Source organism: Citrobacter amalonaticus (assembly GCF_018323885.1).
In the GTDB taxonomy this organism is placed as follows: Bacteria; Pseudomonadota; Gammaproteobacteria; order Enterobacterales; family Enterobacteriaceae; genus Citrobacter_A; species Citrobacter_A amalonaticus.
In genome coordinates this window covers 2,649,731-2,676,164 of sequence record NZ_AP024585.1, presented here as the reverse complement: position 1 = coordinate 2,676,164, position 26,434 = coordinate 2,649,731, and the positions used below count along the sequence as shown (strand labels likewise).

General features: G+C 53.4%; 25 protein-coding genes. 15 read left to right on the top strand and 10 right to left on the bottom strand.

Features of this window, described 5'->3' with window-relative positions:
* Window positions 1–48: 48 nt before the first annotated feature.
* The 3 genes from KI228_RS12565 to manX are packed head-to-tail and all read right to left on the bottom strand — an operon-like array spanning window position 49 to window position 2,740.
* On the bottom strand, window positions 49–900 hold the full coding sequence (locus KI228_RS12565; protein ID WP_043000405.1) for a PTS mannose transporter subunit IID: 852 nt from the start codon (window positions 898–900) through the stop codon (window positions 49–51).
* Between the two features lie 12 nt (window positions 901–912).
* Entirely contained in the window at window positions 913–1,713 is an 801-nt protein-coding gene (locus tag KI228_RS12560) for a PTS mannose/fructose/sorbose transporter subunit IIC (RefSeq protein WP_042318487.1), read from the bottom strand.
* Between the two features lie 58 nt (window positions 1,714–1,771).
* Window positions 1,772–2,740, bottom strand: coding sequence for a PTS mannose transporter subunit IIAB (gene manX, locus KI228_RS12555; protein ID WP_043000406.1), 969 nt, complete (start codon window positions 2,738–2,740; stop codon window positions 1,772–1,774).
* Between the two features lie 149 nt (window positions 2,741–2,889).
* Between manX and KI228_RS24605 the strand changes: the two genes are divergently transcribed.
* Both KI228_RS24605 and yoaE read left to right on the top strand, forming a co-directional pair.
* On the top strand, window positions 2,890–3,195 hold the full coding sequence (locus KI228_RS24605; protein WP_396426848.1) for a protein YoaL: 306 nt from the start codon (window positions 2,890–2,892) through the stop codon (window positions 3,193–3,195).
* The gene (yoaE, locus tag KI228_RS12550; RefSeq protein ID WP_043000408.1) at window positions 3,183–4,742 is read left to right on the top strand and encodes a CNNM family cation transport protein YoaE; all 1,560 of its coding nucleotides are present in this window, start codon (window positions 3,183–3,185) and stop codon (window positions 4,740–4,742) included. Before KI228_RS24605 ends, yoaE begins: the two co-directional genes overlap by 13 nt.
* A gap of 6 nt (window positions 4,743–4,748) precedes the next feature.
* Here the strand turns inward: yoaE and KI228_RS12545 are convergent, their stop codons facing one another.
* From KI228_RS12545 to pabB, 4 genes are all read right to left on the bottom strand, one after another.
* Entirely contained in the window at window positions 4,749–6,347 is a 1,599-nt protein-coding gene (locus KI228_RS12545) for an EAL domain-containing protein (protein WP_151192017.1), read from the bottom strand.
* Between the two features lie 151 nt (window positions 6,348–6,498).
* Window positions 6,499–7,863, bottom strand: coding sequence for an L-serine ammonia-lyase (sdaA, locus tag KI228_RS12540; protein ID WP_061070021.1), 1,365 nt, complete (start codon window positions 7,861–7,863; stop codon window positions 6,499–6,501).
* A gap of 185 nt (window positions 7,864–8,048) precedes the next feature.
* Window positions 8,049–8,627, bottom strand: coding sequence for a CoA pyrophosphatase (locus KI228_RS12535; RefSeq protein WP_043000411.1), 579 nt, complete (start codon window positions 8,625–8,627; stop codon window positions 8,049–8,051).
* Window positions 8,628–8,630: 3 nt separating this feature from the next.
* Entirely contained in the window at window positions 8,631–9,992 is a 1,362-nt protein-coding gene (gene pabB / locus KI228_RS12530; protein ID WP_061070022.1) for an aminodeoxychorismate synthase component 1, read from the bottom strand.
* 73 nt (window positions 9,993–10,065) lie between these two features.
* On the opposite strand from pabB, the gene KI228_RS12525 reads away from it, so the two are divergent.
* The gene (locus KI228_RS12525) at window positions 10,066–10,245 is read left to right on the top strand and encodes a YoaH family protein (RefSeq protein WP_043000413.1); all 180 of its coding nucleotides are present in this window, start codon (window positions 10,066–10,068) and stop codon (window positions 10,243–10,245) included.
* Between the two features lie 7 nt (window positions 10,246–10,252).
* Here KI228_RS12525 and KI228_RS12520 read toward each other — a convergent pair whose 3' ends face one another.
* Complete coding sequence (locus tag KI228_RS12520; protein ID WP_043000414.1) at window positions 10,253–10,597, bottom strand: RidA family protein; 345 nt, start codon at window positions 10,595–10,597, stop codon at window positions 10,253–10,255.
* Window positions 10,598–10,726: 129 nt separating this feature from the next.
* Here KI228_RS12520 and yoaA point away from each other — a divergent pair, with 129 nt between their 5' ends.
* The 5 genes from yoaA to rnd all read left to right on the top strand — a co-directional run bounded on the left by yoaA (window position 10,727) and on the right by rnd (window position 17,280).
* Entirely contained in the window at window positions 10,727–12,637 is a 1,911-nt protein-coding gene (gene yoaA / locus KI228_RS12515) for a DNA repair helicase YoaA (protein WP_044257647.1), read from the top strand.
* 57 nt (window positions 12,638–12,694) lie between these two features.
* Window positions 12,695–13,390 carry a tRNA (adenosine(37)-N6)-threonylcarbamoyltransferase complex dimerization subunit type 1 TsaB gene (tsaB, locus tag KI228_RS12510; RefSeq protein ID WP_044257648.1) on the top strand — a complete coding sequence of 232 codons (696 nt, stop codon included), beginning with the start codon at window positions 12,695–12,697 and terminating at the stop codon, window positions 13,388–13,390.
* A 59-nt stretch (window positions 13,391–13,449) separates the two neighbouring features.
* Window positions 13,450–14,031 carry a Slp/YeaY family lipoprotein gene (locus KI228_RS12505; RefSeq protein WP_044264737.1) on the top strand — a complete coding sequence of 194 codons (582 nt, stop codon included), beginning with the start codon at window positions 13,450–13,452 and terminating at the stop codon, window positions 14,029–14,031.
* A gap of 204 nt (window positions 14,032–14,235) precedes the next feature.
* Window positions 14,236–15,921: a long-chain-fatty-acid--CoA ligase FadD gene (gene fadD, locus KI228_RS12500; protein WP_061070023.1), complete on the top strand. Its 1,686-nt coding sequence runs from the start codon at window positions 14,236–14,238 to the stop codon at window positions 15,919–15,921.
* 231 nt (window positions 15,922–16,152) lie between these two features.
* Window positions 16,153–17,280 carry a ribonuclease D gene (gene rnd / locus KI228_RS12495; RefSeq protein ID WP_081097235.1) on the top strand — a complete coding sequence of 376 codons (1,128 nt, stop codon included), beginning with the start codon at window positions 16,153–16,155 and terminating at the stop codon, window positions 17,278–17,280.
* A 44-nt stretch (window positions 17,281–17,324) separates the two neighbouring features.
* Here rnd and KI228_RS12490 read toward each other — a convergent pair whose 3' ends face one another.
* Window positions 17,325–18,410, bottom strand: a complete 1,086-nt coding sequence (locus tag KI228_RS12490) for a tartrate dehydrogenase (RefSeq protein ID WP_043000420.1) — start codon at window positions 18,408–18,410, stop codon at window positions 17,325–17,327.
* A gap of 103 nt (window positions 18,411–18,513) precedes the next feature.
* Between KI228_RS12490 and KI228_RS12485 the strand changes: the two genes are divergently transcribed.
* The 7 genes from KI228_RS12485 to KI228_RS12455 all read left to right on the top strand — a co-directional run bounded on the left by KI228_RS12485 (window position 18,514) and on the right by KI228_RS12455 (window position 25,313).
* Complete coding sequence (locus KI228_RS12485) at window positions 18,514–19,431, top strand: LysR substrate-binding domain-containing protein (protein WP_044257651.1); 918 nt, start codon at window positions 18,514–18,516, stop codon at window positions 19,429–19,431.
* A 94-nt stretch (window positions 19,432–19,525) separates the two neighbouring features.
* Window positions 19,526–20,164, top strand: a complete 639-nt coding sequence (gene leuE / locus KI228_RS12480; RefSeq protein ID WP_043000422.1) for a leucine efflux protein LeuE — start codon at window positions 19,526–19,528, stop codon at window positions 20,162–20,164.
* Between the two features lie 129 nt (window positions 20,165–20,293).
* Window positions 20,294–22,270, top strand: coding sequence for an acyltransferase family protein (locus KI228_RS12475; RefSeq protein ID WP_061070025.1), 1,977 nt, complete (start codon window positions 20,294–20,296; stop codon window positions 22,268–22,270).
* A 167-nt stretch (window positions 22,271–22,437) separates the two neighbouring features.
* Window positions 22,438–22,800, top strand: coding sequence for a DUF1971 domain-containing protein YeaR (yeaR, locus tag KI228_RS12470; protein WP_043000424.1), 363 nt, complete (start codon window positions 22,438–22,440; stop codon window positions 22,798–22,800).
* A 2-nt stretch (window positions 22,801–22,802) separates the two neighbouring features.
* Window positions 22,803–22,985: a DUF1869 domain-containing protein gene (locus tag KI228_RS12465; RefSeq protein WP_012132688.1), complete on the top strand. Its 183-nt coding sequence runs from the start codon at window positions 22,803–22,805 to the stop codon at window positions 22,983–22,985.
* 253 nt (window positions 22,986–23,238) lie between these two features.
* Entirely contained in the window at window positions 23,239–23,658 is a 420-nt protein-coding gene (locus tag KI228_RS12460) for a translesion error-prone DNA polymerase V autoproteolytic subunit (protein ID WP_043000425.1), read from the top strand.
* Between the two features lie 389 nt (window positions 23,659–24,047).
* Window positions 24,048–25,313 carry a Y-family DNA polymerase gene (locus KI228_RS12455; protein ID WP_044263724.1) on the top strand — a complete coding sequence of 422 codons (1,266 nt, stop codon included), beginning with the start codon at window positions 24,048–24,050 and terminating at the stop codon, window positions 25,311–25,313.
* Between the two features lie 64 nt (window positions 25,314–25,377).
* On the opposite strand, the gene KI228_RS12450 is transcribed toward KI228_RS12455, so the two are convergent.
* Complete coding sequence (locus tag KI228_RS12450) at window positions 25,378–26,214, bottom strand: MBL fold metallo-hydrolase (RefSeq protein WP_044257654.1); 837 nt, start codon at window positions 26,212–26,214, stop codon at window positions 25,378–25,380.
* Between the last annotated feature and the right edge of the window lie 220 nt (window positions 26,215–26,434).

Sequence of the window (26,434 nt, the reverse complement as noted above, 5' to 3'; positions counted from 1 at the left end):
TCCAGATAAAAAAAGGGGCCTTATAGGCCCCGGTAGTGTACTACAGTCTTACAGACCCAACAGGCCGAGCGCATAACCCGCGATACCGATGACAAAGAAGCCAACGATAATCCACAGTGGGTTGACTTTCTTACGCAGCAGCCACATACAGGCGAAGGTCAGCAGCAGCGGAACCAGACCCGGCATCAACTGGTCGAGAATGGTCTGTACGGTGGTAACACGTGTCTGCCCATCCTGACCGGTGATAGTTGAAACCACCAGCGGGATGTTTACATGCGTCCACTTGTTCACCAACGCCCCCATGACAAACAGGCCGAGGATTGACGCCCCCTCAGTCAGTTTTTGCAGGAATCCGCCGCCCATATCTTTAACGATATCGACACCTTTGCGATAACCGTAGGCGACACCGTAGTAACGGGTCAGCAGACGGACTGCGTTGAACAGAATGAAGAACAGCAAGGGACCGAGCAGGCTGCCGCTCATCGCGATACCCGCACCTAACGCGGCGAATACCGGACGCACAGTACCCCAGAAAATCGGGTCGCCCACGCCTGCCAACGGGCCCATCAGACCGACTTTGATACCGTTAATGGCACCATCGTCAATTTCTGCGCCGTTAGCACGCTGTTCTTCCATCGCCAGCGTTACGCCGAGCACCGGCGCGGCTACATACGGATGGGTGTTAAAGAATTCCAGGTGACGCTTGATGGCTTGCTTACGCGCATCGTTGTTCTCTGGATACAGGCGACGGATAGCCGGTACCATGGAGAAGCAGAAACCCAGCGCCTGCATACGTTCGAAGTTCCATGAACCCTGAAACAGGTTAGAACGAATGAACACGCCACGAATGTCACTCTGTGTGAGTTTTTTCTCAGTGGTAGTTTTAGTCATATCAACCATTTCGCTCACCTGCTAGTCCAGTTCGTTATCGAGGGAGTTGTCACCCGCAGCCTGTGCTGGTGCACCCGCCACGCGGTTATATTTCGGGCTCAGTTGGATGTAGAGGATGGCCATGACCGCACCAATCACACCCAGAGCAACCAGGTTGAAGTTAGTAAATGCCGCAGTCACGAAGCCGAGGTAGAAGAACGGCATCAGGTAGCCTGCACGCATCATGTTGATAACCATCGCGTAACCGACCACAACGATCATGCCACCGGCGATGTTCAGACCGCCAGTCACCACTTCCGGAATCGCATTCAGCATGCCCTGAACTTCGCTGGTGCCTACGGAAATCGCAACGATAACCGCCGGGATAGCGATACGCATCGCCTGCAGGAACAGGGAAGAGACATGCAGCCAGGAGAGCGCTGTCAGGTTACCGTTTTCCGCCGCTTTATCCGCCGCGTGCTGGAATGCCACGGTGATAGTACGAACGATGATCGTCAGAACCTGGCCTGCTGCAGCCAGCGGAATCGCCAGCGCGATACCGGCACCGATGCTTTGGTGACCCGCAATAACCAGAACGGTAGAGATAATGGACGCCAGTGCGGCATCAGGTGCAACGGCAGCACCGATGTTCATCCAGCCAAGGGCGATCATTTCCAGGGTACCACCGATGATAATACCGGTTTTCATATCCCCGAGAACGGCACCAATCAGCGTACAGGCCACCAGTGGGCGGTGGAACTGAAATTCATCGAGTACCGACTCCATACCCGCGATACATGCGACGATGAACACCAGCACAATCTGAAGAGTGGTAATCTCCATTGTACTTCTCCTATTGCTATAACAGCCTTAAGTGTGAAAGCTCATTCAATGCCAGGGGTTACTTGCCCACTTTGGCAATCAAATCCATCATTTTCAGTTTCTGATCGGTTGACACTTTACGCGCCTCAAGCTCAATACCGCGGGCATTAAGTTTGTTAAAGGCTTCGATGTCTTTCTCATCGACAGAGATGGCGTTGTTGACCTGCGTTTTACCCTGACGGAAAGCCATGCCGCCAATGTTTACGGAGGTGATTTTTACGCCGCCTTCGACAATGCGTTCAACATCGGTCGGATTGGTGAACAGCAGCATTACACGTTCGCCCGCGTATTTCGGGTTGTTGTAAACGCGAATCATCTTGGCAACATCCACCACGTGAGCGGTCACGCCAGGAGGCGCCACCTGCGTCAACAGCGTTTTACGCACGGTGTCTGCCGCCACTTCATCGCTGACTACGATAATGCGGGTCACGTTGGTTTCTTTGGTCCAGCGGGTAGCCACCTGACCATGGATCAAACGGTCATCAATACGGGCAAGACCGATTTGCATATAATCGTTCGGTCCCATTGGTTTTGCCGGGGCCGCGGCTTTGGGGGCCGTTGCGACGGGGGCAGGGGCGGCTTTTTCCACCGGTTTCGCTTTCAGCGCTTTCACGCCTTCGCGACCGGTTTCAACTGCCAGCGCGACCAGTTCATCGAAGCTTGGGTTGTCGTCACGCGCCATCAGCGTTTCGACCAGCATAGGGATGTTCACCCCGGCAATCACTTCATACTGTTCTTTGTCGACGACAATGCGGCTGGCAGCGTTGAACGGACTGCCTCCCCATGTATCGACGAGAAACAGCACGCCGTTACTGGTATCGAGTTTTGCCAACTGAGCGTTGTACTTTTCAATCAGCGTTTCGGCATTTTCGCCGGGCACGAAATCGATCCAGCCGACGTTTTCCTGCTCGCCTAACAGCATTTCTGCTGTCTTGAGTAACTGCTCTGCAGCCCAACCATGTGTGCCTATAACAATAGCAATGGTCACTTGCTACCTCCTTTATTATCGTTAACACATCAACGTGAGAGATGTATTTGAATCGCCGTCCGCAACAGAATCGATTCAGATAAGGGTTACAATGAAAAACATATGATGTCCGTGAATTATTTTAGATATCGAAAAAAATATTTTATGTGATGAAGATCCGTAATTTAGTTTTCGGCAATGAGAAATTTCGTAGAGTAAAATATCCCTGTTACAACACTTTGCAAAGGAAGGTAAATCTTTGCCAAAAACAGGTTGCCTCTGTTATGTTTACGTTCTGTTTAACTAACCAGGAGTATAGGGCACTAGCCTGCTGTATGGATCGTCACCGACGTCATTTCACTTTCAGGCCGCATCGCGCCTGCCAGTCTGGCATGTCTTGCCACACGTTTTATCTGCACTGTGTTTTATCGCCTGTTAACCATTCCTTAAGCAGGAGCTTGTCATGGAATTCTTAATGGACCCCTCGATTTGGGCGGGTTTGCTCACGCTTGTCGTCCTGGAAATTGTCCTGGGTATCGATAACCTGGTTTTTATTGCGATTCTTGCGGATAAGCTGCCGCCGAAGCAGCGTGACAAAGCGCGTCTGATTGGTTTATCCCTGGCGCTCGTGATGCGTCTGGCCTTGCTGTCTATTATTTCGTGGATGGTCACCCTGACCCAACCGCTGTTCACCGTCATGGATTTCACTTTCTCCGGTCGCGATCTGATCATGCTGCTGGGGGGGATCTTTCTGTTGTTTAAAGCCACGACGGAACTTCATGAACGGCTGGAAAACCGCGAACACGATTCCGGGCATGGTAAAGGTTATGCCAGTTTCTGGGTGGTCGTGACGCAGATCGTTATCCTGGATGCGGTATTCTCGCTGGATGCGGTGATTACTGCCGTCGGTATGGTGAACCATCTGCCTGTGATGATGGCGGCGGTTGTGATCGCGATGGCGGTGATGCTGCTGGCATCCAAGCCGCTGACGCGTTTCGTCAACCAACATCCGACGGTGGTGGTGCTCTGTCTGAGCTTCCTGCTGATGATTGGTCTGAGCCTGGTCGCCGAAGGTTTTGGTTTCCATATTCCGAAAGGCTACCTGTACGCCGCGATTGGCTTCTCGATCATTATCGAAGTGTTTAATCAGATTGCGCGTCGCAACTTTATTCGCCATCAGTCAACACTGCCGCTGCGTGCGCGCACGGCTGACGCGATCCTGCGTCTGATGGGGGGTAAACGTCAGGCGGCGGTAGCGCATGAATCCGACAGCCAGGCCGCCGTTCCGATCCCGGAAGGGGCATTTGCGGAAGAAGAACGCTATATGATTAACGGCGTGCTGACGCTGGCACAGCGCTCGCTGCGCGGCATCATGACTCCGCGCGGTGAAATCAGCTGGGTGGATGCTAATCTGAGCGTTGATGAGATCCGCGAGCAGTTGCTCTCCTCGCCGCACAGCCTGTTTCCGGTGTGTCGTGGCGAACTGGATGAGATCATCGGTATCGTGCGGGCGAAAGAGCTGCTGGTGGCGCTGGAAGAGGGCGTTGACGTCGCGGCTATTGCGTCGGCTACACCGGCTATCGTGGTGCCGGAAACGCTGGACCCTATCAACCTGTTGGGTGTCCTGCGTCGTGCACGCGGTAGCTTTGTTATCGTCACCAACGAATTTGGCGTGGTGCAGGGGCTGGTTACGCCGCTGGATGTCCTTGAAGCCATTGCCGGTGAGTTCCCGGATGCTGATGAAACGCCGGAAATTACCGTTGACGGCGAAGGCTGGTTAGTCAAAGGCGGCACCGATCTGCATGCCCTGCAACAGGCGCTGGCGGTGGATAACCTGGTTGATGAAGACGAAGACATCGCCACGGTCGCGGGACTGGTGATTGCGGCTAAGGGTCACATTCCCCGTACGGGCGATGTGATCGAGGTTCCTCCGCTGAGCATTACCATTGTCGACGCTAATGACTACCGCGTGGATCTGGTGCGAATTGTTAAAGAACAACCTGCGCAAGAAGAAGAGGAATAATCCTCTCTAACGCAGGGGCATAACGGGCGCGATGCGTCCGTTATGCCTGGGCGGCGGCGGGTTACTGCCCGCCAGCCACTGCGGAAAATCGCGCAGCGGCATCGGCTTCGCAAATAAAAATCCCTGCAGTAAATCCACACCGTGGCGACGCAGATGCTGCGCCTGCTCCTGCGTTTCAACTCCCTCCGCGACCAGTTCGATATTCAGTCGTTGCCCAAGGGCGATGATGATGTCGGTCACCGTTGAATTGACCGCATCAGTACCAATCGCATGGGTAAAAGACTTATCAATTTTCAGAATGTCAGGGCGCAACTTTTCCAGCCATGACAATGAACTGTTGCCGGTTCCAAAATCATCGATCGCCAGCTTGATGTTTTGCCGTTGCAACGCGTGAACGATTCGGTAATCAACATCCTGCAGCGCATCCCGCTCGGTCAGTTCTATCACCAGTTGCTGAATGGGCTGCTGACTGAACCAGTACTGATCGAGATCTTTTAGCAATTCACCCTGCTGAAAATGGCTGGCAGCGACATTAATACCAATATGAAACTGGCTGCTCATGGGGAAAAAATGACGTTGCCGAATGGTTTCCGCTAGCACATAACGCGTCAGTGGTGCGATCTGGTGATGCTCTTCGGCAATCGGGATAAAGACGTCCGGTGAAATCCACCCCTGACGTGGATTATTCCAGCGCAGCAGGATCTCCACCCCCATGCACTGTCCGGTCCGCCCGTTCAGTAGCGGCTGGCAAAAAAGCTCAAATTCGCGCTGTGCCAGCGCGAGGTTAATCTCCCAGGAAAAACTCATTCGACTGGCGGTGGCCAGCCACGCCAGATAGCCCACCAGCAGACTGAGCAATAATGCCAGCGGCAACTGCGCGGGCAGGGCTTTGATCGCCAGAGCCTCTGCCGCTGGCCCGGTCACGCTAATAGTAAAGGGATAGTGCTGTGAGGTGAGTTGATAGCGTTGCTCATCGTTGAGCGCAGGCAGGCGCTGTACTACGCCGCTCCCGTAAATTAAATGTCGGTTGCCGACTGTCAGGCTGGCAGCGGTAATCTGCGGCTTACGCGGTTCCAGCAGCAGCCTGGTAAGCAGGTCGATATTGATAATCTCCAGTATTCCGTCCTTTCCGTCGGGAGAGGCCGGGTACCACTGGACGAGAATCGGGCTGCCTTTAATCAGCAGTGGATCGGTGGACAACAGCAGTTGCGCGTTTGCGGTAGGGAGGTCGGGCTGAAGCTGATGAACCGGGATATTGCGATAGCCAAAGACGCTGGAACAGTACAGTATGCCGCGCTGGACCAGGGCAATTGCGCGTACCGTTTGCAGTCTGGCAGCCTGTTTGCGCAGCGGGAGATGCGTAGCGGAGCAGGGAAGGCCAATCAGTGGTAACAGGATATCGCGACCATTCTGCAACGGACGCAGTACTTCATCGAGCGTGGCGACCGCCCTGGAGGCAAAGGTAACGGTGTGGTGGTGATTTAAATTGCGCTGTGAAATAAATCGGACGCCCAGGGTCAGGATGAGCGTAATGAGCGCGCAAAGTATGCACAGGATAAAACGTTTGCGACGATATTTTTTTATGATCCGTTGTGCTGTCTGCATGCGGGCCGCCTGATAACCGTCAGCCACAAAAGCCAACCGTAACAGAGCAAGTGTAGTGGGGAATTGGCGAGCAGACGAGAAAGGGGGCAAAATTTCGCCCATCCGTTGCAGATGGGCGAGGAAAAAGTATTAGCGTCGCTTGCTGAAGTATTTAGTCACACTGAACTTTAATCGCCAGACCACCGCGTGAGGTTTCGCGGTATTTGGCGTTCATATCCTTACCGGTTTCGTACATCGTTTCGATGACTTTATCCAGTGAGACGCGCGGTGCGCTGGTACGACGCATCGCCATCCGTGCGGCATTGATCGCTTTTACAGAGGCAATTGCATTACGTTCAATGCACGGTACCTGCACCTGACCGGCAACCGGGTCGCAGGTCAGCCCCAGGTTATGCTCCATGCCAATTTCAGCGGCGACACACACCTGCTCCGGGCTCGCGCCCAGCAGTTCCGCAAGACCGGCCGCCGCCATTGAGCAAGCCACGCCCACTTCGCCCTGACAGCCGACTTCCGCTCCCGAAATCGAGGCATTCATCTTATACAACGCGCCGATGGCGCCTGCCGCCAGGAAGTAGCGGGTATAAATATCGGGACTGACGGACTCAATAAAGTGATCGTAGTAGGCCAGAACGGCTGGCACGATACCGCACGCGCCATTGGTTGGCGCGGTGACCACCCGACCGCCTGCCGCGTTCTCTTCGTTGACCGCGAGGGCGAACATGTTCACCCAGTCGATCACATTCATCGGGTCGTTAGAGAGCTTATCGCTGGAAACCAACATCCGACGCAGCGCAGAGGCGCGACGCGGAACGCGCAGTGGACCCGGCAACACGCCTTCGGTATTCATACCGCGATCGATACAGGCCTGCATGGTCTGCCAGACGTGACCGAAGTATTCTTCAATCTCTTTTTTGTCGTGCAAGGCCAGTTCGTTCTGCATCGCCAGTCCGGAAAGGGACAGGCCAGTGTTGTTGCAGTACTCCAGCAACTCGGTTGCAGATTTGAACGGATAAGGAACGCTTACCTCATTTGCCGCATCCTGACCAAAGTGCTCTTCATCGACGATAAAACCGCCGCCGATGGAGTAGTAGGTTTTGCTGTAAACGACGGCATCGCCGTTATAGGCATGGATCTGCATGCCGTTTTCGTGCAGCGGCAGGTTGCCGTTATGAAAACGCATGCCGTCGTTTTGGGGGAAATCCACTTCGTGCTGACCGTGCGCCAGCAGCAGGCGACCGCGCGTCTCTACGTCGCGAATGAAACCTGGGATACTATCAATATCCACGGTGGCTGGCTCATTGCCTGCCAGACCCATAATAATGGCGATATCGGTGTGGTGACCTTTACCCGTGAGCGACAGTGAACCATACACGTCGACGGCAACACGAGTAACGCTATCCAGTAATCCTTTTTCGACCAGGTCATCGACGAACTGTTTACCCGCCTTCATAGGCCCTACAGTATGGGAAGATGAGGGACCAATCCCCACCTTAAACATGTCGAATAGACTAATCACGATAATACTCCTGACAGGGTGACTGGAAACTTCCAGAAACGATGTAATAACTGCGCATAGTGTAAGAGGGAACGCGGGGATCGGCTTAACTATTCACATGAATTAAACTAATGGGTAACCGCGTTTTTACTAATGTTGTGACGGGAGTTTCAGGTTGTGTCTTCTGCGCGTAAAGATAAGTATAGTCAGGGCTTCACACCAATTTGTAGCGCCAGTTCACGAATAATTCCGGCGGTCATTCCCCAGACGAAATAATGCTCATACCAGGAAAGCCACACGCGATGCGAATCCCCGCGACGCCAGACATCCAGCGGGTGATAGCGGCCTAAATGCAGCGCCTGCGCCAGCGGCATTTCAAAGACGGCGGAAACCTCGTCTTCGCTGGCGCGGTAAGGCAGATTAGGCGGAATAATGCCCACTACCGGCGTGACCTGGAAGCCGGTCACGCTGTCCACCGGCGGCAGCACGCCGATCACATCAACGGCTTCAGGCGGGATTGCCACTTCTTCTTCGGCTTCACGCAGCGCGGCGGCGATGAGAGAGGCGTCGGTGCTGTCAACCGCGCCGCCGGGGAAGGCCACCTGCCCGGCGTGTTTGCGTAAATGCACCGAACGCTGGGTCAACAGCAGCCCTGGCTGGGGGCGGCGAACCACGGGAATGAGCACGGCGGCCTGGCGCAGGTTCAGCGACTCGCGATTAATCTGCGGGCGCAAAAGTTGGAAGCGCGATAGAAAATCATCCAGCGTCAGGCTCTTGTTCTCCATGTCTCAGTTCTCCAGTTGTTGCAGGATACGATTCACTTTATCAAAGGTTTCCTGATATTCCGCCTGTTCCTCGCTATCGGCGACAATACCGCCGCCAGCGGAACAGTACAGTTGACCGTTCACGGCGGTCAGGGTGCGGATGGTAATGCTGGTATCCATATTGCCGCAGACGCTCAGATAACCGATGCTGCCGCACCAGGCGTTACGGCGGTGGGGTTCCAGCTCATCAATAATTTCCATGGCGCGCACTTTCGGTGCCCCGGTAATCGAGCCGCCCGGAAACGCGGCGCGGAGCAGGTCACTGGCATGCCGCGTGGGGGGTAACCGCGCGATCACGGTGCTGACCAGATGATGCACCGCCGGGAAGGGTTCAACCACGAACAGTTCCGGCACCTTCACCGAGCCCGGTACCGCCACGCGACCAATGTCGTTGCGCATCAGATCGACAATCATTACGTTTTCCGCCCGATCCTTTGCTGAGTTCGCCAGTTTCTGCGCCTGTTTCCGGTCTGCCTCTTCCTGCGGCAATCGCGGCAGGGTGCCCTTAATGGGGCGGGTCTGAATGTCGCCATCAGCCAGAAGAATAAACCGTTCAGGCGACAGGCTCAGAATGGCGCCGTCATCCAGGCGTAAAAACGCGCTGAACGGGGCGCGGTTCGCCTGATTGAGCCGCGCGAAGGCCAGCCACTCATCGCCCTGATAAGACGCCTGAAAACGCTGGGCCAGATTGACCTGATAGCAGTCGCCACTGTGCAGATACGCCTGCACCTGGCGGAATTTTTCGCCGTATTGCTCACGCGTCATGTTCGATTGCCAGTCGGTGGTTAACCTGAACGGCACACGCGCAGGAGGTTGCTGGCTTTCCAGCCAGGCGAGTCTGGCGTGGGCGTCCGTGTGGCTGAGTAAGCTCACGGTCTGGCGCTGATGATCGACAATCAGCGCCCAGTCGTAGAGGCCTATCGCCATGTCCGCCAGCGCGATATCCTGCCGGGCATAGCTGGGCAAAGATTCGAAGCGGCGTCCCAGATCGTAGCCAAATAACCCCAGCGCGCCACCCTGGAACGGTAAATCGGCGTTCACTGGCGGCTGAAGATTCAGCGCGGTCAGTGTGCTTTGCAGTACGGCCAGCGGATCGTCATGAGTAAGACGACAGCCTTGCGCATCGCGAATCTGCGTGGTTTCGCCGTGCGTTTTCACGGTGCAAAGCGGATCGGCTACCACAATGTCAAAACGGCTATGTGGGTGATCCGCGTGACCGGAATGCAGCAGCATTGCCCACGGCAGATGGCTTATTGGCGCGAAATACTGTTCGGCGGCGTCCTGACGCCAGGGGAGCGTGATAATAGCGGGAGATAACGTCTTCATTGATCCTGACTGTACTGGCTATGTTCCGGGTTGCATGAAATAATTAGCGCAGACAATTTAGCAGGAGTTAACGATGTTTGCAGGTTTACCTTCACTCAGTCACGAACAGCAACAGAAAGCGGTTGAGCGTATTCAGGAACTGATGTCACAGGGTATGAGCAGCGGTCAGGCGATTGCGCTGGTGGCCGAAGAGCTGCGCGCCACCCATACCGGTGAGCGGATTGTGGCGCGTTTTGAAGACGAAGACGAGTAGCCCCGGCTTACACCGCGGCGACGATTTTAATCTCAACTTTATATTTCGGGTTCATTAATCCAGCCTGAACCGTGCAGCGTACCGGCGCATGACCGGCCACAACCCAGGCGTCCCAGGCTTTGTTCATCGCTGCGAAATCATGCTTATCGGCAAGGAAAATGGTGGCATCAAGAATGCGTGACTTGTTGCTGCCTTGCTGTTCCAGCGCGGCGTCAATCTGTGCCAGCGTGTTGGCGGTCTGCTCGAAGGCATCGGCATCAAGGTTTGCCGGTACGCCAGTGTAGTAGAGCGTGTTGTTGTGGATCACCACGTCAGACCAACGATCTTCGGCATCAATACGGATGATAGTCATAAAGCCTTCCTCTTTTACGTTCTGCATAAAATGGCAAGACTGCCATATTGTCAGGGCGGCGTCACCTCTTCAACTGGCGTAAGCCGCTGCGGCCTGACATAATCCCTGTTCAAATCAACAGGGGGTAGTGTGACGGACGATTTTGCACCAGAAGGTCAACTGGCTAAAGCGATACCGGGTTTCAAACCGCGCGAACCACAGCGGCAGATGGCGATGGCCGTCGCTCAGTCCATCCAAAAATCACAGCCTCTGGTGGTAGAAGCCGGAACGGGGACAGGGAAAACCTACGCCTATCTGGCACCGGCGCTGCGCGCAAAAAAGAAAGTGATTATCTCGACCGGTTCGAAGGCGTTGCAGGATCAGCTATATAGCCGCGATCTGCCAACGGTGGCTAAAGCGCTGAAGTACACCGGAAGGCTGGCCCTGTTGAAAGGACGTTCAAACTATTTATGCCTGGAGCGCCTTGAACAGCAGGCGCTTGCGGGTGGCGATCTGCCTGTTCAGACCTTAAGCGATGTGATCCTGCTGCGCTCGTGGTCGAATCAGACCGAAGATGGCGACATCAGTACCTGTGTCAGCGTAGCCGAGGATTCTCAGGCCTGGCCGCTGGTCACTAGCACCAACGACAACTGCCTCGGCAGCGACTGCCCGTTGTATAAAGACTGTTTTGTGGTGAAAGCACGTAAAAAGGCGATGGACGCGGACGTGGTAGTGGTGAACCATCACCTGTTTCTGGCCGATATGGTGGTCAAAGAGAGCGGTTTCGGTGAGCTGATCCCGGAGGCGGAGGTGATGATTTTCGATGAAGCTCATCAGCTACCGGACATCGCCAGCCAGTATTTTGGCCAGTCGCTCTCCAGTCGTCAGCTGATGGATCTGGCGAAGGACATCACCATTGCCTATCGTACCGAGCTGAAAGACACCCAGCAGTTACAGAAATGCGCCGACCGTCTGGCGCAAAGCGCGCAGGATTTCCGCTTGCAACTGGGTGAGCCGGGATATCGCGGCAACCTGCGTGAACTGCTGGCCGATCAGCGGGTGCAGCGCGCGTTTTTACTGCTCGATGATACGCTGGAGCTGTGTTACGACGTGGCGAAATTATCCCTTGGACGTTCGGCGTTGCTTGATGCCGCGTTTGAGCGCGCTACGTTGTATCGCGCACGTCTCAAACGGTTGAAAGAGATCAACCAGCCCGGTTATAGCTACTGGTACGAATGTACCTCGCGCAATTTTACCCTCGCGCTGACCCCGCTGACGGTGGCGGACAAGTTCAAAGAGGTGATGGCGCAGAAGCCAGGAAGCTGGATTTTCACCTCGGCAACGCTGTCGGTGAATGATGACCTGCATCACTTTACGGCGCGTCTGGGGATTGAAGAAGCGGAATCAATGCTGTTGCCGAGTCCGTTTGATTACACCCGCCAAGCCCTGCTCTGTGTGCCGCGTAATCTGCCACAAACCAATCAACCGGGCGCGGCGCGACAGCTGGCGGCAATGTTAAGACCGATCATCGAAGCGAACAACGGGCGCTGCTTTATGCTCTGTACCTCGCATGCGATGATGCGCGATCTGGCGGAGCAGTTCCGCGCTACCATGACGCTTCCGGTGCTGTTGCAGGGTGAAACCAGCAAAGGCCAACTGCTGCAACAGTTCGTCAGCGCGGGTAACGCGTTGCTGGTGGCGACCAGCAGCTTCTGGGAAGGGGTGGACGTGCGCGGCGATACGCTGTCGCTGGTGATCATCGACAAACTGCCGTTTACATCGCCAGACGATCCGCTACTGAAGGCACGGATGGAAGACTGTCGTTTACGTGGCGGCGATCCGTTTGATGAGGTGCAACTGCCCGACGCGGTGATTACGCTGAAGCAGGGCGTCGGTCGTTTGATCCGTGATGCCGATGACCGTGGCGTGTTGGTGATTTGTGACAATCGACTGGTGATGCGACCTTACGGCGCGACGTTTCTTGCCAGTCTGCCGCCGGCGCCGCGCACCCGGGATATCGCCCGTGCTGTGCGATTCCTCGCAATACCATCCTCCGAGTAATTTGTTACGGAGTATGGTAAGATGCGGGCCATTTTATTGATCTAAGCACGAAGACTCATGCGAATTCTGGCTATCGATACCGCCACAGAAGCCTGTTCTGTGGCGCTGTGGAACGACGGTACTCACTCTGCTCATTTTGAGCTTTGCCCACGAGAACATACTCAACGCATCCTGCCGATGGTGCAGGATATCCTTGCCGCTAACGGCACCTCTCTGACTGAACTCAATGCGCTGGCCTACGGGCGCGGGCCGGGCAGTTTTACTGGCGTGCGCATCGGAATTGGCATCGCCCAGGGGCTGGCGTTAGGTGCTGACCTGCCGATGATTGGCGTCTCCACGCTGGCGACAATGGCGCAGGGCGCATGGCGTAAAACCGGCGCGACTCGCGTTCTGGCGGCCATTGATGCGCGAATGGGCGAGGTCTACTGGGCCGAGTATCAGCGTGATGAAAAGGGCGTCTGGCACGGTGAAGAAACCGAGGCCGTGTTGAAGCCTGAGCAGGTCACCGAGCGCTTACAACAGCTTTCCGGCGAATGGGTGACTGTCGGGACGGGCTGGCCTGCCTGGCCTGAACTTGGCAAAGAGAGCGGACTGGCGCTGCGCGACGGTGACGTCCTGCTGCCCGCCGCGGAAGATATGTTGCCGATCGCCTGCCAGATGTTGGCTGACGGTAAAACCGTGGCGGTCGAACACGCGGAACCGGTTTATTTACGTAACAACGTGGCCTGGAAGAAACTTCCCGGAAAAGAGTGAATCTCAGTAGTATGACCCGTAAAACATCGGGTTAGCCGTTTGAGAAAAGGAGTCGCAGTATGGCGGTTCAAAAACAAGTTGTGAAAGGCCTGCTCGCGGGCGCCATCGCCCTCATGTTAAGCGGGTGCGTCACGGTTCCGGAGGCGATTAAGGGCTCCAGCCCCACGCCGCAGGACGATCTGGTGCGGGTGATGAATGCCCCGCAGCTGTATGTCGGACAGGAAGCGCGCTTTGGCGGTAAAGTGGTGGAGATTCAAAACCAGCAGGGAAAAACCCGTCTGGAAATTGCCACTGTTCCGCTCGATAGCGGGGCGCGGCCGATTCTGGGCGAACCGTCGCGTGGTCGTATATACGCCAATGTGAATGGCTTCCTCGACCCGGTTGATTTCCGGGGGCAACTGGTGACCGTCGTTGGGCCGATTACGGGTACCGTTGAAGGTAAAGTGGGTAGCACGCCGTACAAATTCATGACCATGGACGTGACGGGCTACAAACGCTGGCGGCTTGCTCAGCAGGTGGTGATGCCACCACAACCGATCGACCCGTGGTTCTACGGCGGGAGAGGCTGGCCGTATGGCTATGGCGGTTGGGGATGGTACAACCCTGGTCCTGCACAGGTTCAAACGATCGTCACAGAGTAACGCGTTGTATTATCAGTAAAAGAAACAGCGGCTGGTCCGCTGTTTCTGTTTTATTAACGTCATAACAAAAATAAATAGTGACGCGCTTCGCAACCTTTCAGTTGAGTAATTAATAAACTGGTACGCTGAGTTAATATTATGTTAACGACTTGTTTATTATCTGGGGTTGAGATGACGACGAACACTCATTTTAGAGGTGATGCAGTGAAGAAGGTTTGGTTAAACCGTTACCCCGCAGATGTGCCTGCGGAGATCAATCCTGACCGTTATCAATCCCTGGTGGAACTGTTTGAACATGCTGTCGCGCGTTATGCCGATCAGCCCGCGTTTATGAACATGGGGGAGGTAATGACCTTCCGCAAGCTGGAGGAGCGTAGCCGCGCCTTCTCAGCTTACCTGCAACAGGGGCTGGGGCTGAAAAAGGGCGACCGCGTCGCGCTGATGATGCCAAACCTGCTGCAATATCCGGTGGCGCTGTTTGGCATTTTGCGTGCCGGGATGATTGTGGTGAACGTCAACCCGCTTTATACCCCGCGTGAACTGGAGCATCAGTTAAACGACAGCGGCGCGGCGGCGATTGTGATTGTCTCCAACTTCGCCCATACCCTGGAAAAAGTGGTTGATAAAACCAGCGTTAAGCACGTCATTCTGACCCGTATGGGCGACCAGCTTTCCACGGCTAAAGGCACGCTGGTGAACTTCGTAGTGAAGTACATCAAACGACTGGTGCCGAAATATCATCTGCCGGATGCGATCTCTTTTCGCAGTGCGCTGCACGCCGGGTACCGTATGCAGTATGTTAAACCGGAAGTGGTTTCTGAGGACCTGGCGTTTTTACAGTACACCGGCGGAACGACCGGAGTGGCGAAAGGGGCGATGCTGACGCATCGCAATATGCTGGCTAACCTGGAGCAGGTGAAAGCCACTTACGGACCGCTTTTGCATCCGGGTAAAGAACTGGTGGTGACCGCGTTGCCGCTGTACCACATTTTTGCCCTGACCATGAACTGCCTGCTGTTTATCGAGCTGGGAGGGCAGAACCTGCTGATCACCAACCCGCGCGACATTCCGGGGCTGGTTAAAGAGCTGGCGAAGTATCCGTTTACCGCGATGACCGGCGTGAACACTTTGTTTAACGCCTTGCTGAACAATAAAGAGTTCCAGCAACTGGATTTCTCTTCGTTGCATCTTTCTGCGGGCGGCGGCATGCCAGTGCAACAGGCGGTGGCAGAACGCTGGGTAAAACTGACAGGACAGTATCTGCTTGAAGGGTATGGCCTGACCGAATGCGCGCCGCTGGTCAGCGTTAACCCGCACGATATTGATTATCACAGCGGCAGCATCGGCCTGCCAGTGCCATCGACCGAAGCCAAACTGGTGGACGATGACGACAACGAAGTGTCGCCGGATCAGCCGGGTGAACTGTGCGTGAAAGGGCCGCAGGTGATGCTGGGCTACTGGCAGCGTCCTGATGCGACCGATGAAATCATCAAAGACGGCTGGCTACACACCGGTGATATCGCAGTCATGGACGATGAAGGCTTCCTGCGCATTGTCGATCGTAAGAAAGATATGATTCTGGTCTCCGGATTTAACGTTTATCCGAACGAGATCGAAGATGTGGTGATGCAGCATCCGGGCGTGCTGGAAGTGGCTGCCGTCGGTGTTCCGTCCGGCAGCAGCGGCGAAGCGGTGAAGATTTTTGTGGTGAAAAAAGAGGCTTCACTCACCGAAGAGGCGCTGGTCACTTTCTGCCGCCGTCAGCTCACGGGCTATAAAGTCCCGAAACTGGTTGAATTCCGCGATGAACTGCCGAAATCAAACGTCGGCAAAATTTTACGTCGAGAATTGCGTGACGAAGCCCGTGCCAAAGTGGACAATAAGGGCTGAGCGTTAAGCAACACGTCAAACGCCGGGTGAATCCGGCGTGAGAGTGATCGCAAACCTTATGCCGATACCGGACAAGCCGAGATCACCTTATTAAAAACCAGGAAAATCAATTTATTGATTTTCGGCTGATAACCACAAAGAAGGAAAAACCACGCTTTTTTCTTCTTTGTCAGCAATCTGACGCCGGGTGAATCCGGCGTTTTTTTTGGCGTAAACCGAAGAGAATGCAATTTGAATTACCAAATGATCACCACTGACGACGCGCTGGCGACCCTGTGCGAAGCGGTCCGTGCGTTTCCTGCGATTGCCCTGGATACCGAATTTGTTCGTACCCGCACCTATTATCCGCAACTGGGCCTGATTCAGCTGTTTGACGGCGAACATGTCGCGCTGATTGATCCGCATGGCATTAGCGACTGGTCGCCGCTGAAAGCGATTCTGCGCGATACCGCCATCACCAAGTTTTTGCACGCGGGCAGTGAAGATCTGGAAGTCTTTCTGAATGCGTTTGGCGAACTGCCGCAGCCGCTGATCGATACCCAAATCCTGGCGGCATTTTGTGGTCGTCCCCTGTCGTGGGGTTTTGCATCAATGGTGGAAGAGTTCACCGGCGTGGCGCTGGATAAGAGCGAGTCACGTACCGACTGGCTGGCGCGTCCACTGACTGAGCGCCAGTGCGAATACGCGGCAGCCGACGTCTGGTATCTGTTACCGATTGCCGGGAAACTGATGGCGGAAACCGAGGCGGCGGGCTGGTTGCCTGCGGTGCTGGATGAGTGTCGTCTGATGCAAACCCGTCGTCAGGAGATCCTGGCACCGGAAGATGCCTGGCGCGAGATCACCAACGCCTGGCAGCTACGCACGCGTCAACTGGCCTGCCTGCAACTGCTTGCCGACTGGCGTCTGCGTAAAGCGCGTGAGCGCGATCTGGCTGTTAACTTCGTGGTTCGCGAAGAGCACCTGTGGTCCGTGGCGCGCTATATGCCCGGCAGCATGGGCGAACTCGACAGCCTGGGGCTTTCTGGCAGTGAAATTCGCTTCCACGGCAAAACGCTGCTCTCGCTGGTTGCCAAAGCGCAGGCGTTGCCGGAAGAGGCGCTGCCGGAACCGCTGCTGAATCTGATGGATATGCCGGGTTATCGCAAAGCGTTTAAGGCGATCAAGGCGCTGGTGACGGAAGTGAGTACGGAACATCACGTCAGCGCAGAGCTGCTGGCGTCACGTCGTCAGATCAACCAACTGCTCAACTGGCACTGGAAGTTAAAGCCGCAGACAACGGAACCTGAACTCATTTCCGGCTGGCGTGCGGCGTTAATGGCGACGAAGCTCAATATGCTACTGCAGGAATACCCGCAATAAGCGGCTGTTGCCGGATGTCATTAGCGGCATCCGGCACGATGGTTTTACGACTCTAACACCTTACAAATGGCATCACCGACCTGCTGCGTCGATGCGCTACCTTTCAGATCCGGCGTTTTAGGGCCAGTGGCAATGACGTGCTCAATCGCTGCCAGAATTCCGTCATGCGCGGCGGTGTACTTCGCTTCTCCTGCACCGAGGAAATCCAGCATCATCGCCCCCGCCCAGATGGTCGCAATCGGATTGGCGAGGTTTTTGCCATAAATATCCGGTGCGGAACCATGTACCGGTTCGAACAACGAGGGGAAGTTACGCTCAGGGTTCAGGTTAGCCGAGGGGGCAATGCCAATGGTGCCGGTACAGGCCGGACCGAGATCGGAAAGAATGTCGCCAAACAGATTCGAGGCGACCACCACATCGAAGCGCTCCGGCTGCATCACAAAACGGGCGCAAAGAATATCAATGTGCTGCTTGTCCCAGCGGATATCGGGGTAGTGCTGCGCCATGGCTTCTACGCGTGTATCCCAGAACGGCATACTGATTGCCAGACCATTGGATTTGGTCGCCGACGTCAGCGTCTTACGCGGGCGGCTTTGGGCTAATTCAAACGCATAGCGCAGAATACGATCCACGCCCCGACGGGTGAAAACGGACTCCTGGATGACCACTTCATGCTCAGTGCCTGGGTTGATATGTCCGCCCAGTGAAGAGTATTCCCCTTCAGTGTTTTCACGCACGACGTAGAAATCAATATCGCCAGGCTTCTTGCCGGCCAGCGGGCAGGGCACGCCGGGGAAGAGGCGAACCGGGCGCAGGTTCACATACTGATCGAATTCCCGACGGAATTTCAGCAGCGACCCCCACAGGGAAATATGGTCCGGAACCGTCTCCGGCCAGCCGACGGCGCCAAAGTAAATCGCGTCAAAGGAGGATAACTGTTCGCGCCAGTCATCCGGCATCATTTTCCCGTGCTCAAGGTAATAATCGCAACTGGCCCATTCGAACGTCTCAACGCTGAGCGACAGATCCCAACGTCTGGCGGCGGCCTGCAAAACGCGAATGCCTTCTGGCAGCACTTCCTTACCGATGCCATCACCAGCAATGGCGGCAATACGACAGGTTTTTTTCATACCAGTTCTCACTTGTAGGGTAGCAAAATTGACTTCCTCCTTATCCTATAATTGACTGATCCACAGTTAATCTCCCTAACTGGTGAAACATAAAACACAGATCATGAATAATCCTCCTCTGCTGACTGATTTACGCGTCTTTATGCTGGTCGCCCGTCGGGCGGGATTCGCTGCCGTCGCCCAGGAACTGGGGGTCTCACCCGCCTATGTCAGTAAACGCATTGCGCTGCTTGAACAGAACCTGAATGTGGTTCTGCTGCACCGCACCACGCGTCGCGTCACCATTACGGAAGAGGGTGAGCGCATCTATGAATGGGCGCAGCGTATTCTGCATGATGTCGATCAGATGATGGATGAACTCTCTGATGTCCGGCAGGTTCCGCAAGGGATGCTGCGCATCATCAGTAGTTTTGGTTTTGGTCGACAGGTGGTGGCTCCTGCGCTGTCCGCCCTGGCAAGACAGTATCCGCAACTGGAGTTGCGCTTTGATGTGGAAGACCGGCTGGTGGATTTGGCTAATGAAGGTGTCGATCTCGATATCCGTATTGGCGACGACATTGCGCCAAATTTGATCGCCCGCAAGCTGGGAACGAACTACCGAATCCTTTGTGCATCGCCGTCGTTCCTGGCACAGCACGGTACGCCAAAACAGCTTGCCGATCTTGCTACCTGTTCCTGCTTAGTGATCAAAGAGCGTGACCATCCCTTTGGGATCTGGCAATTGCAGAATAAAGAGGGGGAGCACGCCATTAAGGTGACCGGGCCGCTGTCATCGAATCATGGTGAGATTGTGCATCAGTGGTGTCTGGACGGACAGGGGATTGCGCTGCGCTCCTGGTGGGATGTCTGCGATAACATTGCCAGCGGTCATCTGGTGCATGTCCTGCCGGAGTATTACCAACCGGCCAATATCTGGGCGGTGTATGTTTCACGACTGGCGACGTCAGCCAAAGTGCGTATTACGGTGGAATTCTTACGCCACTATTTTGCCGAGCGCTATCCGGCATTCTCACTGAAATAAAGCGGGGGATAAGCGCTTCCCTTGGACTGGTGCATCCGTTAGCATATTGTTTCGCAGTTAAGCGAAAAAGTGGTTTCAGGAAGAAGAGGTTAACGTGTTTGCAGAGTATGGTGTACTGAATTATTGGACTTATCTGGTCGGGGCTATTTTTATTGTCCTGGTTCCGGGACCGAACACGATATTTGTGCTGAAAAACAGCGTCGGACGTGGAATGAAGGGCGGTTACCTTGCGGCAAGCGGGGTATTTATTGGTGACGCGGTGCTCATGTTTCTGGCGTATGCCGGGGTGGCGACGCTGATTAAAACGACGCCAGTGCTGTTTAATATCGTCCGCTATCTCGGTGCCTTTTACCTGCTTTATCTGGGCGCAAAAATCCTCTATGCCACGCTTAAAGCAAAAAGCGGTGAGACAACTGAAGACGCGGTTCCCTTTGGCGCCATTTTTAAACGTGCGCTGGTATTGAGCCTGACGAACCCAAAAGCCATTCTGTTCTACGTCTCCTTTTTTGTGCAGTTTATTGATGTGAATGCGCCGCACGCGGGACTGTCATTCTTTATTTTAGCGATCACGCTTGAAGTGGTGAGCTTCTGCTACCTGAGCTTCCTGATTATCTCGGGCGCCTTTGTCACCCAGTACATTCGTACTAAAAAGAAACTGGCGAAGATCGGAAACTCGCTGATTGGCCTGATTTTTGTCGGTTTCGCCGCACGGCTGGCGACCCTACAGTCGTAAGCCATGGAGCCCGCCATCGGCGGGTTTTTTATTGAGGTAAACGACAACAAAACAGCGTGTCATTGGCGGTTCACTTTTGAATAATCTCATGTAAAATCCGCACTTTATATTTCGTTCGCAGGATAATCGATGAAGTATCGTTCTGATATTGACGGCATAAGGGCGATTGCCGTATTGCTGGTGGTGTTATTTCACGCCGGATTTTCGCTATTTGCATCCGGTTTCATCGGGGTCGATATTTTCTTCGTCATTTCAGGCTTTCTCATCGCATCGATAATAAAAGACCGAATGGATGCGGGGCATTTCAGCTTTAGCGATTTTTATTTGCGTAGAATATGGCGATTGCAGCCAGCAATGCTGACAATGATGCTGCTGTGCGTTGTCATTGCGTCGCTATTCTGGTTGCCTGAAGATTATGCCTCTTTTCTCAAAAGCATAAAGCAGACACTGCTGATTGTCTCAAACCGCTATTTTGGCGATGAAACAACCGCCTATGCAGCGCCTGATTCAAACGCCATGCTGTTGCTTCACACCTGGTCTTTATCCATCGAGTGGCAATGGTATGTCTTTTTTCCGGTAATCTATTACGTCATCCGTAAAAAAACGCACGAACGGGCGCTTAACTATCTGGCGCCATTGCTGACGATTGCAGGCATCTATATCGCCTGGCACTACTCAGGTGCGCATCCGACGAAAACGTATTATTTCTTCGCCTCCCGACTCTTTGAGTTCATGCTCGGTGTCTGTGCCTGTATTTATCTCCCGATGGCACAAAAAATAAACAAGATCGCGCTTAATAGCCTTTCGTTCATTGCGGTGGCGGCAATATTGTTTGTTAGCGTCAGAAGTGATGTCATTCTGGGTTATCCCAATGCTTACACCCTGATCGTTTGTGTCAGTACCGCGGTGTTAATTTTCACCGGTAGCCAGCAAAATATTCTGACCTGTAAATTGCTGTCATTCCCGCCGTTGGTCTGGCTTGGCACGATCTCCTATTCGCTTTATCTCTTTCATTGGCCGATTTTCGCGACACTGCACTACATCGGTATTACCAGTGTCTATGCCAGAATGGCTGGTCTGGGTCTGGCTGTGTTGCTGGCGATGGGATCATATTATTTCATCGAGAAACCCTACCGGAAGCCTCGTCAGTCGTTGAAAAAAACGCTGATTCTGCTGGTGGTTATCCCACTGATTGCCATTATTACCCTGATGTCGGTCAGTAAGCGTTTTGACGGATTTAGCTATCTACGATTCGGCGAGTCGTTAAGTCATATCAACCATGTGCTCAAAGAGACGAAGATAAAGCAGCGTCAGGATTGTATGAACGAAAACGTCACAGGAACCGATATGGCTTGTGTGGTGGGGGATAAAACAGCTTCTGAGAAAGCGCTCCTGATGGGCGATTCGCACTCTAATCAGTACTGGAATTTCTTCGATATTATGGGAAAAAATGCGCATGTTGCTGTTGATATGAAAGCGACTTCACTGTGCCTGGCGATTCCCCGTGTGTATCACGACGATCTCTATACTTATAAAGGCGATTATTACCGGGCCTGTCATGAGAATGTCAAAAAATACTATGAAGCGATCCGAAACCATAAATATAAATATGTGATCATTTCTCAGGTCTGGGAAAACTATGCGGCATTCAGGGTCAGATCGCAGATTGAGGATTCCCCATCGCCTGCGGAATCTATCAATATTCTCACCCGAGCCACGGAACAGGCAATACAGGACATTATTGATGCCGGGGCGCAGCCGGTACTGGTGAAAACGATGTTCCCGATGCCGAAGAACTTCCTGACCTGTTTTTATGAACATTTTAAGACGCGGGGAGAGTATGAGCCTCAGGCATGCAACCCGAATCCACAGATTAATAAAAGTGTCTGGACGGAACCGTTTTTTGCCACGTTACAGGCCCGCTTCCCATCGTTGATTATTGTCGATCCCAAAAATGTGCAATGTCCTGACGGGCTGTGCAGGACGGAAATTGAGGGCATACCGCTGTATCGTGACGTCGGTCATTTAAATGATTACGCCACGAAAGCGTTGGGGGAGGTGTATCTGGAGCAATTTGGCAATCCATTAAAAACACCTGGTCGATAATATAGCAGGAGGAGAGCCTGGAGGCAGGCTTTCCTCTCTCAGACAAAACCAGTGATGAATGTCACTTGCCCCTTTTGGTGTATTTAAAATGCCAGTTATGAGGCGTAACCTTTCTGGAACAGCGGTTTACTCACAATCGCATCCTACCGACTGGAAGAGGGAAGGACATGCTTCAGATTCCACAAAATCATATTCACACACGTGCCACGCCGTTCTGGAACAAAGAAACGGCACCTGCCGGAATTTTCGAACGCCACCTTGATAAAGGAACCCGACCGGGCGTTTATCCCCGTTTGTCGGTGATGCAGGGGGCGGTCAAATATCTCGGATATGCGGATGAACACAGTCCAGAAGCCGAAACAGTGATGATCATTGAAGCGGGCCAGTTTGGTGTGTTCCCACCGGAAAAGTGGCACAACATCGAAGTGATGAGCGATGACACCTATTTCAATATCGACTTTTTCGTCGCGCCAGAGGTACTGATGGAAAGCGCGAATCAACGAAAAGTCATTCATACCGGGAAGAAATAATCATGGGCAAAGCAACCTATACCGTCACTGTGACGAACAACAGTAATGGCGTCTCTGTCGATTACGAAACCGAAGCGCCAATGACTTTACTGGTGCCTGACGTCGCCGCTGAAGTGGTGAAAGATCTCGTCAATACCGTGCGTTCCTACGATACGGAAAATGAGCACGACGTCTGCGGCTGGTAAGTCACGCTATGCAGAGAGGAAACCGGCTGTCATCGCCGGTTTTTTTTTGCTTTCCGGAAATGCTCCCTTATACCAGTCCTGAAACGGCGGACGTCGTCACTCAGCGCAAAAATTTACAAACCGTATATTTGTAGGATCAATAAATGGTTACGCACAATGTGGCGACGCTTTGCGCAGCGGCGTGTTGCCAATGACTTGATCCCTGTCGGAGTTGAAATTACTGTATATAAAAACAGTATTAAAGGTGTGCATTATGACGTTGTACAGACCTGCGGAATGGCATGAAGTCATTACCTTTCCACTTTTCAGCGATCGGGTTCCGTGCGGATTCCCCAGTCCGGCGGCCGATTACGTTGAGCAGAGTATCGATCTCAACAAATTACTTGTTCAGCATCCCAGTTCGACTTATTTCGTCAGGGCTGCTGGCGACTCGATGATCGATGCGGGGATCGGCGACGGCGATCTGCTGGTGGTGGACAGTTCACGTACTGCCAGCCACGGAGATATCGTGATTGCGGCGGTGGAGAGGGAATTCACGGTGAAGCGGTTGCAGTTACGACCTACCGTTCAGCTTAACCCTATGAACAGCGCCTATTCTCCCATCATCATCGGCAGTGAGGACGCCCTGGCGATTTTTGGCGTCGTGACATTTATTGTAAAGGCAGTGAGTTAACTATTGCTGCGTATTGTTCGTCCCCCTAGCGTTGCAAACCGTACACGGCTGGTTTCCTTGTGATTCCCCGGTGGCCTTAAGTGGTATCCCAATGGCAGGCAGGTTAATTACTCATTAACCTGCCTGTTTTGTGAGCAGACATACCCACTTCGGTTTACGTTGTTACGGAGAGGAACGGAGATATCCGGCTGACGTAGGGATACGGCATGCGAACAAACCTGATTAACAACGTCATGTCACTCACCCACAGGGTTATGCACCGTTTCTGTGGATAACCGACCACGTTTTCAGGCAGAACAATCCACTAAAAAAGCGCCAGAATTTTGTTTGCAAGTTAAAAAATATCTTAAATAATACTGTATATAAATACAGTTTCTATGGGGTGTGACGTGTTTGCGTTATGCGATGTGAATTCATTTTATGCGTCCTGTGAGACGGTGTTTCGGCCCGATCTGAAAGGCAAACCGGTTGTTGTGCTGTCAAATAACGATGGTTGCGTGATTTCCCGTAGTCCCGAAGCGAAACCGTGGGTGGTCATGGGAGCGCCCTATTTCAAGCAAAAAGAGGCGTTCCGGCGTCATGGGGTGGTGTGTTTCAGTTCGAATTATGAACTCTACGGTGACATGAGCAATCGGGTCATGTCGACGCTCGAAGCGCTATCACCACGCGTTGAAATTTACAGTATCGATGAGGCCTTTTGCGATTTGACGGGAGTCCGAAACTGTCGGGATCTCACGGATTTTGGCAAAGAGATCCGCGACACGGTCTTAAAGCGGACACATCTGACGCTCGGCGTGGGGATTGCACAGACAAAAACGCTGGCCAAGCTGGCCAACCACGCGGCGAAGAAGTGGCCGCAGCAGACGGGTGGCGTTGTGGATCTGTCGAATCTCGAACGGCAGCGAAAACTGATGGCGGCTCTGCCGGTTGATGAGGTGTGGGGCGTTGGTCGTCGTATCAGTAAAAAGCTGACCGCGATGGGCATAGAAACGGTACTCGATCTGGCGGATACGCACATCGCGGTGATACGAAAGCACTTCAATGTCGTACTGGAAAGAACCGTGCGAGAGTTACGCGGTGAGCCTTGCCTGGCGCTTGAGGAGTTTGCGCCCGCGAAGCAGGAGATCGTTTTTAGTCGCTCATTCGGCGAGCGCATTACGGAATACGAACAGATGCGCCAGGCGATTTGTGCTTATGCGACGCGCGCGGCGGAGAAGCTCCGGAGTGAGCATCAGTATTGCCGGTTCATTTCGACATTTGTGAAAACGTCGCCGTTTGCGCCGAATGAAACCTGGTACGGCAATAGCGCGTCCGTAAAACTGCTGACACCGACGCAGGACAGCCGGGACATCATCAGCGCAGCCACGCGATGCCTGGACGCTATCTGGAAAGAGGGGCATCGTTATCAGAAGGCTGGAGTCATGCTCGGTGATTTTTTCAGTCAGGGCGTGGCGCAACTCAATCTGTTCGATGATAACGCACCGCGTCCCGGCAGCGAGAAGTTGATGGAAGTTCTGGATACGCTCAATGCCAAACAGGGAAGAGGAACGCTGTACTTTGTCGGGCAGGGGATTCAGCCACCATGGCAGTTAAGACGGCAGATGCTTTCTCCGCGCTACACCACGCGTTTTTCCGATCTGCTGGTGGTCAGGTGATCGTCGCTGCAGGTATGAATCATCGGGAGACAGAAAACACGGTCTCCCTTCACATAATCTGCTCCTACATGGGGAAAGTCAGCGTGAGTCCCACGCCCGTTTCTTTGAGATCCACATAACGGGACAGATGGATTTTTGCGGCAAGATCGGTGCAATGGCTGGGATAAAGCGTAGTAGCCGACAATGCGCTAAGATATTTCCCGGTTTCCGAGAGTAAGGATTCATCAGCATTAAGGAGATGAAAGCCGCCTATAACGGAAGCAATTTTCGATTCTCCAGTGACTGATTTTGCGTGCTCAATAATATTACAAATCCCGGCGTGAGAACATCCGGTGACAATCACCAGTCCATCCTTTGTCTTAATTGCCATTGCACTATCATCAATCACGTAATCAGCCGTTAACTCACCATCATGATTATGTGTGTGGCCTACCGGATTTTGCGCTTCAAAATGGTTAAGGCGGGGGATTTGCCCTAAAAAAGTGATGTCTTCGGATAATTTCAGGGGTTGTGTGGAACTGACGATATTAAAGAAGTAATCAAAACAAAGGGCATTATGGTTCATCCCAATGGGTTTCGACTCATAAAATTTAGGCGTAAATGCGGCGGGGTGGGCGATGATATCGACTTTCTTTGCTGGAGATGATGGAAGTCTGTCGTAATGCTGGAATAAATGGTTTAACCCCCAGGTGTGATCGTTATGTCCATGTGATAATACAATTTTATCAATGTGCGTAAGATCGATATCCAGGATCTGTGCATTTTTTAAAAAAATATCAGAATAGCCAACGTCAAAAAGAAGTTTTAAGCCTGAGCATTCAATGTAATAGCAAACGCCAGGTTCTCCGGTCAAATACCTGTCAATGTAAGTATTGTTATCTACCAGTATGGTTAATTTCATCACTCTGCATCCCATTCGGATTCACTATATCGATTGAGGCCATTATCGAACCTTTTGATTTTCTGACGCAAATCATAACCGCGATCTCTGTCACATAAGCGAGGAGCGGAAACGGCGGACGTCAAAACAAGGGGTAGTCGCACAGCGCAATGTGGTGTATAAACGACCTATACAAAAAGTATAAATTAATACATTATGTATTAGCTATGGAACGCAGGAG

Bases quoted from the DNA above. Each gene is read 5' to 3' on its own strand.
- yoaE (WP_043000408.1), top strand. From the start codon at position 3,183: ATGGAATTCTTAATGGACCCCTCGATTTGGGCGGGTTTGCTCACGCTT.
- KI228_RS12525 (WP_043000413.1), top strand. From the start codon at position 10,066: ATGTTTGCAGGTTTACCTTCACTCAGTCACGAACAGCAACAGAAAGCG.
- KI228_RS12560 (WP_042318487.1), bottom strand. From the start codon at position 1,713: ATGGAGATTACCACTCTTCAGATTGTGCTGGTGTTCATCGTCGCATGT.
- tsaB (WP_044257648.1), top strand. From the start codon at position 12,695: ATGCGAATTCTGGCTATCGATACCGCCACAGAAGCCTGTTCTGTGGCG.
- KI228_RS12450 (WP_044257654.1), bottom strand. From the start codon at position 26,214: ATGAAATTAACCATACTGGTAGATAACAATACTTACATTGACAGGTAT.
- KI228_RS12490 (WP_043000420.1), bottom strand. From the start codon at position 18,410: ATGAAAAAAACCTGTCGTATTGCCGCCATTGCTGGTGATGGCATCGGT.
- KI228_RS12485 (WP_044257651.1), top strand. From the start codon at position 18,514: ATGAATAATCCTCCTCTGCTGACTGATTTACGCGTCTTTATGCTGGTC.
- KI228_RS12565 (WP_043000405.1), bottom strand. From the start codon at position 900: ATGGTTGATATGACTAAAACTACCACTGAGAAAAAACTCACACAGAGT.
- yeaR (WP_043000424.1), top strand. From the start codon at position 22,438: ATGCTTCAGATTCCACAAAATCATATTCACACACGTGCCACGCCGTTC.
- KI228_RS12505 (WP_044264737.1), top strand. From the start codon at position 13,450: ATGGCGGTTCAAAAACAAGTTGTGAAAGGCCTGCTCGCGGGCGCCATC.
- KI228_RS12520 (WP_043000414.1), bottom strand. From the start codon at position 10,597: ATGACTATCATCCGTATTGATGCCGAAGATCGTTGGTCTGACGTGGTG.
- KI228_RS12535 (WP_043000411.1), bottom strand. From the start codon at position 8,627: ATGGAGAACAAGAGCCTGACGCTGGATGATTTTCTATCGCGCTTCCAA.
- KI228_RS12465 (WP_012132688.1), top strand. From the start codon at position 22,803: ATGGGCAAAGCAACCTATACCGTCACTGTGACGAACAACAGTAATGGC.
- KI228_RS12545 (WP_151192017.1), bottom strand. From the start codon at position 6,347: ATGCAGACAGCACAACGGATCATAAAAAAATATCGTCGCAAACGTTTT.
- KI228_RS24605 (WP_396426848.1), top strand. From the start codon at position 2,890: ATGAAGATCCGTAATTTAGTTTTCGGCAATGAGAAATTTCGTAGAGTA.
- KI228_RS12460 (WP_043000425.1), top strand. From the start codon at position 23,239: ATGACGTTGTACAGACCTGCGGAATGGCATGAAGTCATTACCTTTCCA.
- KI228_RS12475 (WP_061070025.1), top strand. From the start codon at position 20,294: ATGAAGTATCGTTCTGATATTGACGGCATAAGGGCGATTGCCGTATTG.
- pabB (WP_061070022.1), bottom strand. From the start codon at position 9,992: ATGAAGACGTTATCTCCCGCTATTATCACGCTCCCCTGGCGTCAGGAC.